The organism is Loigolactobacillus coryniformis subsp. coryniformis KCTC 3167 = DSM 20001, assembly GCF_002706425.1.
GTDB classification, from domain to species: domain Bacteria; phylum Bacillota; class Bacilli; order Lactobacillales; family Lactobacillaceae; genus Loigolactobacillus; species Loigolactobacillus coryniformis.
In genome coordinates this window covers 1729149-1745029 of sequence record NZ_CP017713.1, presented here as the reverse complement: position 1 = coordinate 1745029, position 15881 = coordinate 1729149, and the positions used below count along the sequence as shown (strand labels likewise).

The following is a 15881-nucleotide window of genomic DNA, read 5'->3' as shown; positions in this document are numbered from 1 at the left end:
AAATTTTTGGTACGAAAAATTAACCACTTATTGTGGAGTAGAGGAAGATCATCATGGAAGAAAATTGGCAACAAATTGATCCTAAATTAGCAGCATTGGTCACGCAAGTTGATCAACAAATTCAACCAGAATTGGCTAAAATCAGTGCACGAGTACTATATAATCAACACAAAGTTTTGCGTGCATTTCGTGATCAGCGGGTAGCGACTGCAAGTTTTGCGGGTACAACTGGTTATGGTTATGACGATGAAGGCCGTGATCAGCTCGATGCGGTCTATGCGCAAGCTTTTGGTGGCGAGGCTGCAATTGTACGGCCGCAGTTTGTTTCTGGTACCCATGCGATCGGAACGGCCTTCTTTGGCTTGTTACGGCCTGGTGATGAACTATTATATTTGACGGGGATGCCTTATGATACGTTACAAGAGGTCATTGGCGTTGCCGGTGACGGCGTGGGCTCGTTAAAAGAATTTGGAATCGGTTTTGATTATGTACCGTTGACAGCTGCGGGTAAAGTGGCTACTGATCAAATTGCGGCGCATTTGAAGCCACAAACCAAAGTCGTTGCGATCCAGCGTTCACGCGGCTATGCCAGCCGTGATAGCTTTACGGTGGCGGAAATTGCGGCAATGATCAAAGCGGTGCGGCAACTAGCACCAGAAGTGACGATTTTTGTCGACAACTGTTACGGTGAATTTTCGGAAACACAAGAACCGTTGTCAGTTGGTGCTGATTTAATGGCCGGCTCACTGATTAAAAATCCTGGCGGCGGTTTGGCTAAAACGGGTGGCTATATTGCTGGTCGGCGTGACCTAGTTGAAAAAGTGGGTTATGCCCTGACCGTGCCTGGTATTGGCGCTGAAGAAGCAGCCACGTTAAATAATTTAAGCGATATGTTTCAAGGCTTCTTTTTAGCACCCCATGTAGTTGGTGAAGCCATCAAAGGTGCAATCTTTACGGCGGCCTTATTAGCACAACTGAATTTAGACGTCCAACCAACTTGGCAAGCACCGCGAACGGATCTGATCCAAACCGTTAACTTTGGTAATGCGGATGCGATGGTTACTTTTGCGAAAGCGATTCAACAGTTTTCGCCGATCGATGCCTTTGTCGCACCAATTCCAAGTGAAATGGCTGGGTATGAGGATCCGATCATTATGGCTGCGGGCACCTTTGTACAGGGCGCCAGTGTGGAGCTTTCCGCTGATGGGCCACTGCGGCCACCGTATACATTGTACATTCAAGGTGGGTTGACGTTTGAACACGTTAAATTGGCGATCACTGCAGCAGCCAATTCCGTCTTTTTCGCCGAAAAATAGAAAATGTCAGTTAATTAGCGAAATATATGTTATAAAACATAACATATCCTGTTGACAAACGCTTTCTAGCTTGCTATGATAAATTTGTCTTTTAAAGGAGGGTCGCTATGAAAGAGAAAGAATTACGGCGTTCATTATCGGTTTTTCCAATCGGGACAGTAATGAAATTAACTGACCTGACCGCTCGGCAAATTCGTTATTACGAAGAGCAAGAATTGATTCAGCCACAACGCAATGACGGTAATCGCCGAATGTACTCATTAAATGATATTGATGTACTGCTGGAGATCAAAGATTACTTAGCTGAAGGCATCAATATGGCTGGAATCAAACATATCTATGAAATGCAAGAGCAGGCAAAGCAAAAGAAACAAGCTGACATGAAGCGTCCAGTAACTGATGAAGATGTTCGCCGGATTTTCCATGACGAATTACTGCAACAGGGGCGGCTAAACAATACTGATGAACAAGGGCCATCAACACTTTTTCATACGCATAAGCTGCTTTAAGGACACTACACAGGTGAATTGATTTGGTTACTAAATTGAAGGAGCGATGACCATGGCTAGAAAGAACTACACTAAAGATGAGATCCGCAAAATTGCACAAGATGAAAACGTTCAGTTTCTCCGTTTGATGTTTACTGATATCAGTGGTGTGATCAAAAACGTGGAAGTACCCGTTGATCAACTGGACAAAGTGCTGGATAACAAAGTGATGTTCGACGGTTCTTCAATTGACGGTTTTGTCCGCATTGAAGAAAGTGATATGTATTTATACCCAGACCTCAATACTTGGATGATCTTCCCTTGGGGTTCTGAGCACGGTAAGGTTGCCCGCTTGATCTGCCGGATCTATAATACAGACGGTACACCATTTAGCGGCGATCCACGGAATAATTTGATTCGTGTACTCGATGAGATGCGGGCCGCTGGCTATACGGACTTTAACATTGGGCCAGAACCAGAATTCTTCTTATTCAAGTTAGATGATAAAGGCGAACCAACCTTACAGCTTAACGATAAAGGTAGCTATTTTGACTTTGCGCCAGTCGATCTTGGTGAAAATTGCCGTCGTGATATCGTGTTAGAATTGGAAAACATGGGCTTTGAAGTCGAAGCTAGTCACCATGAAGTTGCTCCTGGCCAGCACGAGATTGACTTTAAATATGCGGATGCGTTGGAAGCGGCTGATGATATCCAAACCTTCAAGTTAGTTGTCAAAACCGTTGCCCGTAAGCATGGTCTGCACGCAACGTTCATGCCGAAACCACTTGATGGTATTAACGGTTCTGGGATGCATATGAACATGTCTTTGTTCCATGACAAAGGTAATGCGTTCTATGACGCCAAAGGTGAAATGCAATTATCTACTGAAGCTTATTATTTCTTAGCTGGTTTATTGAACCATGCGCGCGGTTTGACAGCGATTGCCAACCCAACGGTCAATTCGTATAAGCGTTTAGTACCTGGTTTTGAAGCACCAGTTTATGTAGCTTGGTCTGGTAAAAATCGTTCACCGTTAGTTCGTGTTCCGGCAGCACGTGGTTTATCGACCCGGTTGGAATTACGTAGTGTTGATCCAACGGCTAATCCATATTTGGTGGTTGCTGCAATGTTAGAGGCTGGCTTAGATGGTATTCGTAACAAAGTTGAACCACGGCCAGCGGTTGATCGCAATATTTATCGGATGGATGAGGATGAGCTTAAAGCCAATCACATTACCGATTTGCCTTCTACTTTGCATAATGCCTTGAAGGACCTTCAAAAAGACGAAGTATTGCGGACGGCTTTAGGCGGTCATTTATACCAAAGCTTTATGGAATCTAAACGATTAGAATGGGCTTCATATCGTCAAGTTGTTTCACAATGGGAACGCGATCAATACTTAGAATTATACTAAATATAAGTAATCAAAAATGCGCCAAACAGCTGAATTTAGCTGCTTGACGCATTTTTGATTAACGTTCTAAAGGTTGAAAGTACCCAAATAACTTCAAACTCCTGCTAGTCCTGAGTTTGAAGACTAAAAATTAGTTAATTCAGTTATTACACGCCATTGCCCAATAATTGGGCCAGATTATTGGGCAGTGTTCGGATAAATTGATCGAAGAGTTCATCAATGATGGTTGTTGTGAGCCCTAACTTTTCACCTAGACCAGTTAATTGGCGCATCAACCAAGCTAAAGCGACTGCGATCTCAATATCCGGCAACGGGCGGCCAAAATTATAAAATAAATCGCCAAGCGTTCGTTCATCAACTTGTTCGCGTTGATGCAGCGCTAAAATATCGTAACTCATCATGACCATGGCCATATGGCCGCACAGTCCATCGTAACTTTGGACTTGGGTTTGATCAAAACGCAGGTATTGTTTGGCTACTTTGAAGTAGCCCTCGATCTGCCAGCGACGACCATAAAGTTGAATGATTTGGTCAGGTTCTAGGGTCGTTTTTGTTGTACCTAAAACCAGATACTGACTGTGATCTGTTCGGTTAGGAACGAAAACTAATTTAACTTTCATGGGCTGACCTCCAACTTCGAAAGTGACAATGGGACTATAATGATAATTCTGATGCTGAGGCCATTTACTCCGCCGAAGGCGCTCGTACAACGATTTAACATCCATTTGGCGACCACGATAACGAAAATAAACTTTCTCACTGCGTTTGAGCATACCTACACCAAACTGACCGCGTTGCAGTAACTCAAAAAATAGTCTTGGTGAAGCAAACCAGCTATCAAACAGAACGTATTTAGTTTTAATGCCAGCACTTAAAGCCGAATCAACTAGCTCTAAGGCAACCTCATTCATTTTTCGTTTGGCTTGTGCTCGTCGCTGTGCGGCTAATGTACGCGGATCAAATTGGTTGATCGGACCTAATTGATTTTTGGCTTTGCCAGATGACATCAGCGCAAAATCAACGGGCAAGAAAGTATTCCCATCACTCCAACCTAAAGTTAACGTACGAAAGCCATGATAATAGCGCTGGTGATTATGATCAAAAACCCGAGCTAATAACTCAGTTTTACGCGAGAACTCACGCTTGAATAAGGAATCATCTAGGATGAGCGCTTGTGCACGGCGGGTATCCGTAAAGTGTTTAACATATTGAATTAGCCGCACTGCGAGTAAAATAACTAGACGTTGCCAATTTGTATGGCGATTATTGAGACAGTTGCGGGCGGTTTTCTTAGTAAAATGTGGATCAGATTCGGCACGAAAGATGGAATAGCGCGTAAAAATAGTGGTGATCAGCCATTCAAACAGGACTGGCACCTGAATACCACGAGTTTTATGGATATTAGCGCGACGTAAAACGTCAGGTAACTGGACCAATTTAGAAAAATGTTGCATTGCTAGGTGAATATTAGGGGTAGAATGTTGTATAGTAGACATGGCACGAAAACTCCTCTGTATGTTTGTTTTTTAGACGACTCAATTATACAGATACGGAGTGTTTCGTGTCTATTTTTATAACAAAAAAGCCCCAACAGATTGGGACTCAATTGGGAATATTAACTTTCAACCTTTAGTAACGTTTGGTAAATGGTACACTCAACTGACAAGCGTTGAGATCAAGCCGATAATTAGCAACGGTTTGTGGCCGAACAGTCATACCCATATCACTGGCATAGACGATCACGCCTAATTGGTGACCAGCAGCTAGCTGAAAATGAGTTGGTTGCAGTTCAAAATTCACTGTATAGAAGCTACCAGGTTCAACTGGCAAGCTAGTGCTGCGGCTGACACGATTTTGTAAGTTGATGTGGCCGCGGGTGATCAATTTAAAATCGGTGGCTGCTTGTAATTTGAATTCAACTAGATTATCCGTTTTACCAGCTGGATCAAGTTGATAACCGTTACGTTCGATGATTGCTGGTACCTCACCTAAATGCTGTGCTTTACCATAATCAACGACCAATACACTGAGCATCCCAGTCGGTTGATCCACGGCAGCTTGCAAGGTCACTACAATATTACCGTCAATCACTAATGGTTGCGTTAATGGGCCCGTTTTTAAGCGGAACTGTTGTGCCTGGTAAGCGGTTGGTTCAGCAATGAAGTCGTGCAGCCAACGGGTTTCATTCCGCTCATGTTGGTCAAATAAACGGCGGTTATCGTCTTTAAAAGTCACAAAAGCAGCATCAGTTGGTTCATCCAAAGTCAAACTAGCTGGTGTGAAATGGTATAACTGCCGTTTTCGGTCGGCGGGGGCCCAATCATGATGACCGCGCCAAGTTTCTGGCTGTAAATTATCTTGGATCGTCACATTCGGCAATATCGCAGGTGCGTTATTTGCCACGCCGTACAACTCGTAACTTAGCCATAAATTCATCATATCAGTGAAATCTAATGAGGGCATATTGTTGATGTAGATATGTTGCCCTTGATGTAAAATAAGTTTCCGTTGGACCTTAGTTTGCTTTAAGGCTTGCCACATTTTTTCGGCGTTACGCGGTTTAACGTTCCAATCGTTGAGGCCGTGAACGAGCACCACGTCAGCCTTAACGTTAGCTGCTTGATTACGATAGTTACGTTCATCCCAAAAGTCATTGTAATTACCGGTAGTACGATCTTGGCTGATCTGTAGTTGGTTAAGTTCGTTAGCGAAGACTTGTTTGACTTTGGCGTAGTCGGCAGCGTCTTTTTGGCGGGAAAAACATAGCTTGGCTAAAACGTCTGTATCTTCACCTTGGCAATCAACTGGGGCGACCACTAGACCGTTATCGCGATAATAATCGTACCAACTGGAAATCGCCGCTTCAGCAATGATCGTTTTTAACCCAGGAACGCCTGTAGTGGCTGCGGCAGTGGCCAGCGTGCCAAGATAGGACTTGCCGGTCATGGCCACGTTACCATTGCACCAGCTAGCCTTGATTTCGATATTATCGGTGCGGTTAGTGAAAGCACGGCGTTTACCGTTGAGCCATTCGATGATCGCAATCGTGGAGATTGTTTCTTCAACGGTACCGCAAGTACGAATGCCATCGGAATCCCGTGTACCGATTCCGCCAGCGTAAACACTAGCAAAACCACGAGCGAGCATGTAGTCGTTTAAAGCGTAGCTACTGAGATCAGTGGCCGTTTTTTCGGTTTGATTGGCTTGACCAGCAACTTGTCGTGGTGCGGGGAGCGGTTTTTGCAGCGTTACCGGCGGTTTAACCGGCGCTGTTTTGACTGCTAATTCTTGATCGACATCGTGCAACATCGCATCGACGTCGTTGATACCCTTAAAATAAGGATTAGCGGTGTACAATGCCGGAATTTTTAAGTCGTCAGTGACTCGGGGCCGGAAAATCGTGGTGGCCAGTAGATCGCGTTGATCATCTTGATCAGTGTCTAATGGCGCTTCAACGTAAACGACTTCTTTGATCAAATTTTGCGTATCAAAAACTGCCTGAGCTTTACCGTTGAAGAAAAGTGGCCGCGGGCCTGTATAATTGGCAAAGAAGCCGCGGTTAGCGAGATCATCCAAGAATGTTAGTCCTAACTTGGTATGAGTCGTTAATAATAGGTAGATGTTGGTCAACAAGGTCGTATTATCCACTGGATCAGTGGCATCAAAGGCCAGCTGACTGGTGCGCATGAATTTAAGCGGGTCAGCTAGGTCAAAATCGGTGCCAGCTTCAAAGCCAAGTAATTGTAAAGCTAGATTATAAAATTGTGCTGCTGAAAGGGCAGTTGGTGCTGCTAAAAAGTCACTAACAGTGGTTTGTCCATCAAGTAAGAGTTTAGCGATGGCTTCGTCTTGACCACTTTTAGTAGTGGCTTCAGGAAAGCACGAATGTAGGAAGTGCGCTAAATTGGTGGCTAGCGGTTTTTTTGTTGCACCGACTGTAAATAAGCCGATAGTCTGTAATTCAGCTAACGCTTGTTCGGCGTCAACATGAATTTGTGCAAATTGATTGATCTTCAATAATAGGACCCCCAAAATTAGGTTTGCCTTTATTATTGATTAAGTGTCACTAAAATACAAACATGAAATAAAGGATCTCAGGAGAATTCTGTTATAATTAAACCGGAAGTTTTAGTAAAGGAATGATGACTTATTCAAAAATTAGCAAATGGACAGTGGGACTGGCCAGAGTACTCTGCGTTTTTACCAGAATTTGCGGCAACTTATCGGGAAGTTGATCCCACGGTTGTTGATGACTTTGACCGTTATGCGCAAGATTTTCCCACGCGCCAAGAAATTATGCAGCACTATAATAAAAGTTGGTACAATCTTAAACGTGGGGCGGGTTTGGCATTTGCACCACAATCGTTATCAGCGGGCGAGCTACTGAATATGGCCAGCGAGATTTTCGCTGATGATCCAGTGAGCTTAACTTCACTGCAGCAATACGGCATCACCGATGCATTATTGGCAGCGCGATTTGGCAGTGTCGAGCAGGTATTTAAATTACTTAAGGTGACACCGGAGGACTAAAAAAGCAGACACGTAGTCTGCTTTTTTATTAGAATTAATCGCGTAAAGTAAAATTACGATTAAGTAATATTTGTTTTGATGCGCTGTCAGCGGCTTGATAGCCTTGGCTTAAAAGCTTATTAATGTAGATTCGATTATAAATAAAGGCGAAAATGATTGAATAAATACTAGCGCCGATACCGTATGAGGGTAGACCGATAAAGAGCTGGATAATTAAGCCGATTACTGCCCATAACCAATCGCCACGAAATAACGCTGGCCAAAAACCAAAGAAAAATGTTGTCCACGAAAAGCCGACCTTAACTTGTTTCAATTGGTTGGTTCGTGGATTTGTTAAATTAGCGCGCATGAATAACTCCTCCTTGTGATGGTAAAAAACAATACCGTCACTAAAAATAACATATATTAATACTAATTGAAATATAATTAAATGCAAAAAAACGTGTACCTAGAATCTAGGTACACGCAGAATTAAAATTATGCCCCGAGTGGGATTCGAACCCACGGCCTACGGTTTAGAAGACCGTTGCTCTATCCAGCTGAGCTATCGAGACAACAACAGTATTGATTATAAAGTAAACTTAATACTGCTGTCAATAACAAATGTGATGCGTGTTTTTCGCTATGTTATCGGATAAATTAATAAGATGTGATAAATAGTTTGCAACTTGCGGCAATTATTGGTATGATATTAGCGTTGTAATTGTGGCTGCCACAGCTACAACCGCTCGGAACGAGTTTAAGTCGGGTAACCGCACTTGGTTTCGGCGAGTCTAAGACGAGGAGGTGCAGCATATGTACGCAATTATCAAAACTGGTGGTAAACAACTTAAGGTTGAAGCAGGTCAAAAGATCTGGATCGAAAAGTTGGATGCTAAAGAAGGCGACGAAGTTACATTTGACGACGTTGTTTTAGTTGGTGGTGAAGGTGAAACAAAAATCGGCACACCAACAGTAGCAGGTGCTACCGTTATTGGTACGGTTGAAAAACAAGGCAAGGAAAAGAAAGTTGTTACTTACAAGTACAAGCCTAAGAAGCATAGCCACAACAAAGTTGGCCATCGTCAACCATACACACGTGTATTGATCAACGCAGTTAACGCATAATTAAAGAATAGGTGGTTATATGATCCAAGCGCAGTTTGAACGGGATCAGGCAGGTGTGATCCATTATTTTCGCCTAACTGGGCACGCGGATTCGGGGCCTTACGGTAGTGATATCGTTTGTGCTGCGGTTTCGGCAGTTGCTATTGGTGCGGTGAATGGAATTGAGCAGATCGCGGCGGTCAAGCCAAAGGTCAAGGCTGATTCAGTTAATGGGGGGCATTTAGAATGTCGTCTACCTCGTCAAATGAACACAGCGCAAGCTAAGACAGCGCAAGTTATTTTAGCTAACTTATTGTTAAGCCTGGAAAGTATTGCCGAAAATTATTCTGATTATGTCATGATTAAAAAATAAGTAATTCAAACGCATAGGAGGTGCACGGATATGTTGAAAATGGATCTACAATTCTTCTCTCATCATAAGGGGGGCGGCTCGACTTCTAACGGTCGTGACTCTGCTGGTCGTCGTTTGGGTAGCAAACGCGCTGACGGTCAAACTGTTACAGGCGGTTCAATCCTTTATCGGCAACGTGGCACAAAGATTCATCCCGGTGCTAACGTTGGTATCGGCGGCGATGATACTTTGTACGCTTTAACTGATGGCGTTGTTAAATTTGAACGCTTCGGTAAAAACAAGAAAAAGGTCTCTGTTTACCCTGCAGAAGCAGCTGCTAAATAAGTCCTTTAAAGAAGTTCGGAACACACTTGTTGGGTTCCGGGCTTTTTTTGTGCCGTGCATCATGACTTGATCAGGTTTTTTAAGCAAGTAAAGTGCGGTGCCATTTTGTTTACGGTGGTTTTTTGTTATAATAGAAATTAATTTAGTTTGCGCCTAGTAGTTGAAGCAACAAGAAAAGAGGCAAACGATGGCACAAAGATTGGCAGCTTTACGGGACAAATTAGCCGCAATCGAATTAGACGGTATGATGATTACTAATATGGCTAATTTGCGCTACCTAACTGGTTTTACGGGAACAACAGGTGCAGCTTTGATCACGCGAACTAGCGCTTTTTTCGTGACCGATTCACGCTATACACAACAAGCCTACCAGCAAGTTGCACCGCAGGGCTTTGCAATTGTAGAAAATAAAGGTCCGTTGTTCACGGAAATCAGCCACTTATTAGAAAAATTACAATTAACCACTTTAGGTTTTGAAGCCGATCATATCTCATTTAATACTTATGATGATTTAGCGGATATTTTTGATGTTGGTTTAGTCCCTACATCAGGAATCGTGGAAAAATTACGCGAAGTGAAAGATGCAGATGAAATTGGCTTGATTCGCGAGGCCGCAGCTATTGCCGATCAAGCTTACCAACATATTTTAAATATGGTTCATCCTGGTATGACTGAACGGCAAGTTGCTAATGAACTTGATTTTTACATGCGGAAATTAGGGGCTAGTGGGGTTTCTTTCGAAACTATTGTGGCTAGTGGTGCACGGTCAGCGATGCCCCATGGGGTCGCAACGGATAAAGCCATTGCACCGCATGAACTAGTGACATTAGATTTCGGCTGTTACTATCAAGGCTATGTTTCTGATCTGACGCGGACTTTTGCAGTTGGTGAGCCCGATACGGAATTAAAACATATCTACCAGGTCGTTCTAGCAGCTCAGGAGCAAGTGATTAAGAATGCGCGAGCTGGTTTAACGGGTCACCAATTTGATCATGTGGCTCGCCAAGTGATCACTGCTGCTGGTTATGGTGACTATTTTGGTCACGGCACTGGTCATGGTATCGGTTTAGAAATTCATGAAGGCCCTATGGCGACACCTAATTCAGAAGATGTGACCTTAGTGGATGGTAATATTATCACCGATGAGCCGGGTATTTATTTACTTGGTTTAGGTGGTGTGCGGATCGAAGATGATTTATTGATCATGTCATCCGGCAGTCAAGTCCTAAATAATGCACCAAAAAAAGAATTGATTATCGTGTAAAAGCTTGCCAACTAGCGATATAGCTTGCTATAGTTAGTTGATGCTATTTAAGTGTGGCGTGGTACTTTTTAACCGTCATTGTATGATGATCTGATTTACGGCGGCTTATGCTGTAAAAATGAACTTGATCGATGACGTAGAGGAGGAAATATAAGTAGTGATTTCAGTAAATGATTTTAAAAATGGTTTAACAATCGAAGTTGAAGGTGAATTGTGGCGTGTTGTTGAATTTCAACATGTTAAGCCAGGCAAAGGCAGCGCCTTTGTTCGTTCAAAATTAAAAAATTTGCGGACTGGTGCAGTACAAGAGAAAACGTTCGCGGCCGGTAAAAAAGTTGGTAAGGCCCAGATCGACAATAAAAAAATGCAATATTTGTATCAAGATGGCGACAATTATGTATTCATGGATAATAATACCTATGAACAATTGTCCTTACCTGCTGAACAAATCAAAGACGAGCTGAATTATTTAAAAGAAAATATGACGGTCAGCGTGATTATGTATGGCAGCGAAACGCTTGGTTTAGAGTTACCGAATACCGTTGAATTGACGGTTGCGGAGACAGAACCGGGAATTCGCGGTGCAACGCAGTCAAGCAGCCCTAAACCAGCAACAATGGAAACTGGCTTAGTCGTCCAAGTACCGTTCTTTATTAATAATGGTGATAAATTGATTATCAATACTCAAGATGGCTCGTATATTTCACGGGCTTAAGTATTGTTGATTAAAGTAACCTATTAGTCAACTGATCGCGCTGGTTTGTGCATTTAACAGCGCTAATCAGCGGAGTGTGTTGAGAATTAGACGTTAATTGTGAAGTAGGAGGTTTATGAGATGGCTGAAGATACAAATATTGTTTTAGACAGTAAAACAGAAACATCGCTTGGACAAATTGAAATTGCCCCTGAAGTGATCGAAATTATTTTAGGCATTGCCGCTAGCCAGGTTGACGGTGTTTATAAAATGCGTGGCACTTTGTCTTCAAGTATCAGTCAATTACTTGGGCGTGAAGATCGCGGCAAGGGCGTTAAGTTGACTGTAGACGCTGGTCAGATCCAAGCAGATATTTACGCTTATTTAAATTATGGTGTTTCAGTACCGCAAGTCGCTTTAAAAATGCAAGATACGATCAAGGAACAATTATTATTTATGACTGATTTAGATTTAACTGAGGTCAATATTCACGTAGTGGGTGTGATCCCAGAAAAATTAGTTAATGCAGTAGATCCAAATAATTTATTTGCTGAAGATGGTGAAGACGAGTGATTAACCGACATGAGATCCGTGAGTTTGCTTTTCAAACTTTGTTTGCAATCAACGCCAATCCAGAAGTCGATACTGAGGCTTTAATGGAATCGTTAGCGGCGACACCGGGTGAAGAAGTTGAACTACCGGCTTATTTATTGAGTTTAGTGGCTGGCGTGCGTGAACATACGCCACAATTAGATGAAGCAATCAGTGCGCATTTAAGTGCTAATTGGTCACTGAATCGGTTAGCTAAAACTGATCTAGTTATTTTACGAGTGGCAGTTTATGAATTACTAGAAGTCCCTGATGTACCCGCAAAAGTTGCGGTCAACGAGGCATTAGAGTTAGCTAAGAAATATAGTGATGAGCGTTCACGCAAATTCATTAATGGGGTTTTATCAGCGATTGTCCGCCAGCATGAGTTGGTTTAGGAGAATCAGTAAAAAATCAGGCTGGGCAACATGACTTAGGTTGTGGGTCCAGCTTTTTTAGAAAGTGAGCGAGTTGGGGTGACAATATTAGATGGAAAAGTGGCGTCGCAGGCGTTAAGTGCGGAGTTACAAACACAAATCGCTGAATTAAAAGCGGATGGTGTAACGCCCACATTAGCGGCGGTGTTAGTCGGAGATGATCCGGCTAGTCAGGTTTATTTGCATAGTAAGCAAAAACGGGCGGCAAAATTTGGCTTACGTATGTTGACCACTACGTTACCAGCTACAACGACAACGGCAGAATTGATCGTGGTGCTACAACAATTAAATCAAGATCCGCGGGTACACGCAATCATGCTAGAAATGCCTTTACCTGCGCAGATTGACAGTCAACAAGCAATTTTAGCGTTGGATCCAGCGAAAGATGTGGACGGGGTTCACCCACTAAATTTAGGTTATTTATTTGGCGGTCAACCACATGCGATTCCGAATACCCCATACGGTATCCTAAAATTACTAGATCATTATCAATTGTCCGTTAAGCATAAAAATGTGGTCGTTGTTGGTCGTAGCGTCGTCGTTGGTCGACCACTAGCGGCTTTGCTTTTAAATCGAGATGCGACGATTACGATTGCGCATAGCTATACTGAAAATTTAGCGGAACTGACACGACAAGCCGATATTTTGGTCGTGGCTGTTGGTCGAGCTAATTTTATTGCCGCGGATGCGGTTAAACCTGGGGCAATCGTGATCGATGTTGGGATGAATCGTTTAGCAGACGGCAAATTGGTCGGTGATGTTGATTATGCCAGTGTGGTAACTAAAGCTGGTGCGATCACACCGGTACCAGGTGGTGTTGGTCCAATGACGAGCCTAATGTTACTGTACCAAACAGTGCAATTTGCAAGGAGTCAGACAAAACATGGCTGAACAAAGAGATTATTTAACGGTCACAACGTTGACCAAATATTTACGGGCCAAGTTTGAACGCGATCCGTATTTGGAGCGGGTTTATTTAACTGGCGAAATTTCCAATTTTCGTTTACGGCCTAATGCACATCAATATTTTAGCTTAAAAGATGATCACGCTAAGATCAATGCGATCATGTTTCGCTCGGCGTTCAATAAGGTAAAGTTCACTCCAGAAGAAGGAATGAAAGTTTTAGTTGTCGGTCGAATCTCATTATATGAGCCTAGTGGCAGCTATCAGATTTATGTTGAGCGCATGGAACCAGATGGTGTTGGTGCCTTCTATCAAGCTTATGAACAGCTGAAAAAGAAGTTAGCGCAAGAAGGGTTATTTAGTGCACCTAAACGGCCACTGGTTCGTTTTCCTAAGCGAATTGCGGTAGTCACTAGTCCTAGTGGGGCGGTGATCCGTGATATTATTACGACAACCCGCCGCCGGTTCCCCATTGCGCAGCTGGTCTTGTTTCCAACCTTAGTTCAAGGTAATGAAGCCGCTGCAGATATTGTGGCTAAAATTGAGCAGGTGAACCAGCAGGGCGATTTTGACACGTTGATCGTTGGTCGTGGTGGTGGTTCGATCGAAGATTTATGGCCGTTTAATGAAGAGATTGTGGCGCGTGCGATCGCGGCAAGTCAGGTGCCGGTGATTTCTTCAGTCGGCCACGAAACCGATACAACGATCGCTGATTTAGTAGCAGATGTGCGTGCTGCCACGCCAACGGCCGCTGCTGAATTAGCTGTGCCCGTATTAAGTGATGAGGTTGTTAAATTGCAGCAACAACAGGTGCGGCTACTGCAAGCAATGCAAAATCGGATTAGTTTGGCTAAAAAACAAGTGGAACGCTTGCGGCAATCTTACGTTTTTCGGCAACCACAGCGATTATATGACGGTTACTTACAGAACGTTGATCAATTGAATCGGCGTTTACAAACTAGTTTTAAGCAAGTATTGCAGGTCAAACGTCAGCAAGCTTTGTTGGCCGAAAGTCACTTGCAGCAACACCAACTACAACCGCGGGTTCAGCAGGGACAGCGCGATTTAGCTCGTTTACAGCAGCAGTTAACCGTCGTGATGCAACACTATATGTCAAACAAGCAACAAATAGTGCAGCAACGCATTCAATCATTGGACTATTTGAGCCCACTAAAAATTATGGGTCGTGGCTACAGTTATGTGACGGATGAACAAGGTAATGTATTGAAGCAAGCAACTGATTTTCAGCCAAATGCGGAAGTTGCGTTGCACGTCACCGATGCGGTGGTCACAACGAAAGTCATTGCGGTCACACCGCAAAAGCAAGATAAATAAGAACGGAGGCCGTTTTAATGGCAGAACCAACTTTTGAACAAAATTTGGAAGCATTGAATACGATCGTCACTAACTTGGAGCAAGGGGATATTCCTTTGGAACAAGCATTAACCGAATTTCAAAAAGGTGTGACGCTGAGCAAAACATTGCAAGATACGTTAACACATGCAGAAAAAACATTAACTAAAATGATGGCGGAAAATGGAACCGAAGTGCCGTTTGAAGAAAAAGGAACTGACGCGGATGATTAAATTGACAGATTTTCGGACTGAACTTGTCCCCGCACTGGATAGTCTATTGTCAATGAAGTTACACCAAGATATTAAGGAACCAGCGTTGCAAGCAGCGATGACTTATTCAGTTATGGCTGGTGGTAAGCGGGTACGGCCGCTGCTACTATTAGCGGTGGTCCAAACTTTTCAGGCTAGTTTGATTCCACAAAGTTTACCGGCGGCGGCTGCAATCGAATTGATCCATACGTACTCGCTGATCCATGATGATCTACCGGCAATGGATAACGACGATCTACGGCGCGGCCAGGCGACTAACCATAAAAAATTTGGTGAAGCGCTGGCAATTCTTGCTGGTGATGGTCTACAGCCTTTAGCTTTTCAATGGCTAAGTGATCTACGCTTTACTGATGCTGTCAAAATTAAATTGATCCGTGAATTAGCTTTAGGTGCTGGCCCACTGAATATGGTTGCTGGGCAAGTGGCTGATATGCAAGGTGAGCACAAAGCATTGAGTTTAACTGAATTAAAAGCGTTGCATCGGCGTAAAACTGGGGCTTTGTTGAAAGCTAGTCTATTGATGGGTGCAGTGATCAGTGAGCTTGATAGCAAACGGACAGCTGCTTTAAGTGACTTTGCTGACCATTTAGGCCTAGCCTTTCAGATCAAAGACGATATTCTTGATGTGACTAGCACTGCTGCAGAGTTAGGTAAACCTGTTCATCAAGATCAGGCGGCTAACAAAAATACTTATCCTGGTTTATTAGGCTTAGACGGTGCCCAAACAGCGCTGACGACTGAACTTACGGCGGCGCGGCGTGCGCTTGATCCGTTGGTTGCGTCAACCGATATCAGTTTATTGGCGGCATTTTTAACTGAGTTGGCAAATTAACGGAGG

The 15881-nt window shown here is 43.4% G+C and carries 18 protein-coding genes, 1 tRNA gene and 1 other annotated feature; of the genes, 15 read left to right on the top strand and 4 right to left on the bottom strand.

Going from position 1 to position 15881, the window contains the following annotated elements:
• The first annotated feature begins 53 nt into the window (after nt 1–53).
• From LC20001_RS08545 to glnA, 3 genes are all read left to right on the top strand, one after another.
• Nucleotides 54–1316, top strand: a complete 1263-nt coding sequence (locus tag LC20001_RS08545; protein ID WP_010011054.1) for a methionine gamma-lyase family protein — start codon at nt 54–56, stop codon at nt 1314–1316.
• Nucleotides 1317–1423: 107 nt separating this feature from the next.
• Complete coding sequence (locus LC20001_RS08540; protein WP_010011055.1) at nt 1424–1825, top strand: MerR family transcriptional regulator; 402 nt, start codon at nt 1424–1426, stop codon at nt 1823–1825.
• Between the two features lie 52 nt (nt 1826–1877).
• Nucleotides 1878–3218 carry a type I glutamate--ammonia ligase gene (gene glnA / locus LC20001_RS08535; RefSeq protein ID WP_003677307.1) on the top strand — a complete coding sequence of 447 codons (1341 nt, stop codon included), beginning with the start codon at nt 1878–1880 and terminating at the stop codon, nt 3216–3218.
• Between the two features lie 146 nt (nt 3219–3364).
• Here glnA and LC20001_RS08530 read toward each other — a convergent pair whose 3' ends face one another.
• Together LC20001_RS08530 and LC20001_RS08525 are read right to left on the bottom strand one after the other, a co-directional pair.
• Nucleotides 3365–4714 (bottom strand): IS4 family transposase, encoded by a 1350-nt coding sequence (locus tag LC20001_RS08530; RefSeq protein ID WP_035457969.1) that lies wholly within the window; start codon nt 4712–4714, stop codon nt 3365–3367.
• 133 nt (nt 4715–4847) lie between these two features.
• Complete coding sequence (locus tag LC20001_RS08525; protein ID WP_056943256.1) at nt 4848–7235, bottom strand: Xaa-Pro dipeptidyl-peptidase; 2388 nt, start codon at nt 7233–7235, stop codon at nt 4848–4850.
• A 327-nt stretch (nt 7236–7562) separates the two neighbouring features.
• Between LC20001_RS08525 and LC20001_RS08520 the strand changes: the two genes are divergently transcribed.
• Entirely contained in the window at nt 7563–7748 is a 186-nt protein-coding gene (locus tag LC20001_RS08520; RefSeq protein ID WP_225351558.1) for a hypothetical protein, read from the top strand.
• A 34-nt stretch (nt 7749–7782) separates the two neighbouring features.
• On the opposite strand, the gene LC20001_RS08515 is transcribed toward LC20001_RS08520, so the two are convergent.
• On the bottom strand, nt 7783–8097 hold the full coding sequence (locus LC20001_RS08515; RefSeq protein WP_003677304.1) for a hypothetical protein: 315 nt from the start codon (nt 8095–8097) through the stop codon (nt 7783–7785).
• 131 nt (nt 8098–8228) lie between these two features.
• Nucleotides 8229–8302 (bottom strand) — tRNA-Arg (locus LC20001_RS08510).
• A gap of 158 nt (nt 8303–8460) precedes the next feature.
• Nucleotides 8461–8533 (top strand) — a sequence feature (ribosomal protein L21 leader region).
• 10 nt (nt 8534–8543) lie between these two features.
• Here LC20001_RS08510 and rplU point away from each other — a divergent pair.
• From rplU to LC20001_RS08455, 11 genes are all read left to right on the top strand, one after another.
• Nucleotides 8544–8855 (top strand): 50S ribosomal protein L21, encoded by a 312-nt coding sequence (gene rplU, locus LC20001_RS08505; RefSeq protein ID WP_010011059.1) that lies wholly within the window; start codon nt 8544–8546, stop codon nt 8853–8855.
• Between the two features lie 19 nt (nt 8856–8874).
• The gene (locus LC20001_RS08500; RefSeq protein WP_010011060.1) at nt 8875–9207 is read left to right on the top strand and encodes a ribosomal-processing cysteine protease Prp; all 333 of its coding nucleotides are present in this window, start codon (nt 8875–8877) and stop codon (nt 9205–9207) included.
• Nucleotides 9208–9237: 30 nt separating this feature from the next.
• Nucleotides 9238–9531, top strand: coding sequence for a 50S ribosomal protein L27 (gene rpmA, locus LC20001_RS08495; RefSeq protein WP_003677300.1), 294 nt, complete (start codon nt 9238–9240; stop codon nt 9529–9531).
• A gap of 187 nt (nt 9532–9718) precedes the next feature.
• Nucleotides 9719–10795 (top strand): M24 family metallopeptidase, encoded by a 1077-nt coding sequence (locus tag LC20001_RS08490; RefSeq protein ID WP_003677298.1) that lies wholly within the window; start codon nt 9719–9721, stop codon nt 10793–10795.
• Nucleotides 10796–10952: 157 nt separating this feature from the next.
• Complete coding sequence (efp, locus tag LC20001_RS08485; protein ID WP_003677296.1) at nt 10953–11510, top strand: elongation factor P; 558 nt, start codon at nt 10953–10955, stop codon at nt 11508–11510.
• Between the two features lie 120 nt (nt 11511–11630).
• A complete protein-coding gene (locus LC20001_RS08480) occupies nt 11631–12062 on the top strand; it encodes an Asp23/Gls24 family envelope stress response protein (protein WP_003677294.1) in 432 nt (143 codons plus the stop codon).
• The gene (nusB, locus tag LC20001_RS08475) at nt 12059–12475 is read left to right on the top strand and encodes a transcription antitermination factor NusB (RefSeq protein WP_003677292.1); all 417 of its coding nucleotides are present in this window, start codon (nt 12059–12061) and stop codon (nt 12473–12475) included. The genes LC20001_RS08480 and nusB overlap by 4 nt, the downstream gene beginning before the upstream one ends.
• A 78-nt stretch (nt 12476–12553) precedes the next feature.
• The gene (locus tag LC20001_RS08470; RefSeq protein WP_056943255.1) at nt 12554–13405 is read left to right on the top strand and encodes a bifunctional 5,10-methylenetetrahydrofolate dehydrogenase/5,10-methenyltetrahydrofolate cyclohydrolase; all 852 of its coding nucleotides are present in this window, start codon (nt 12554–12556) and stop codon (nt 13403–13405) included.
• On the top strand, nt 13398–14753 hold the full coding sequence (gene xseA / locus LC20001_RS08465; RefSeq protein ID WP_003677288.1) for an exodeoxyribonuclease VII large subunit: 1356 nt from the start codon (nt 13398–13400) through the stop codon (nt 14751–14753). The genes LC20001_RS08470 and xseA overlap by 8 nt, the downstream gene beginning before the upstream one ends.
• Nucleotides 14754–14770: 17 nt before the next feature.
• The gene (locus LC20001_RS08460) at nt 14771–15004 is read left to right on the top strand and encodes an exodeoxyribonuclease VII small subunit (RefSeq protein ID WP_010011066.1); all 234 of its coding nucleotides are present in this window, start codon (nt 14771–14773) and stop codon (nt 15002–15004) included.
• Nucleotides 14997–15875, top strand: a complete 879-nt coding sequence (locus LC20001_RS08455; RefSeq protein ID WP_010011067.1) for a polyprenyl synthetase family protein — start codon at nt 14997–14999, stop codon at nt 15873–15875. Before LC20001_RS08460 ends, LC20001_RS08455 begins: the two co-directional genes overlap by 8 nt.
• The last annotated feature ends 6 nt before the right edge of the window (nt 15876–15881 follow it).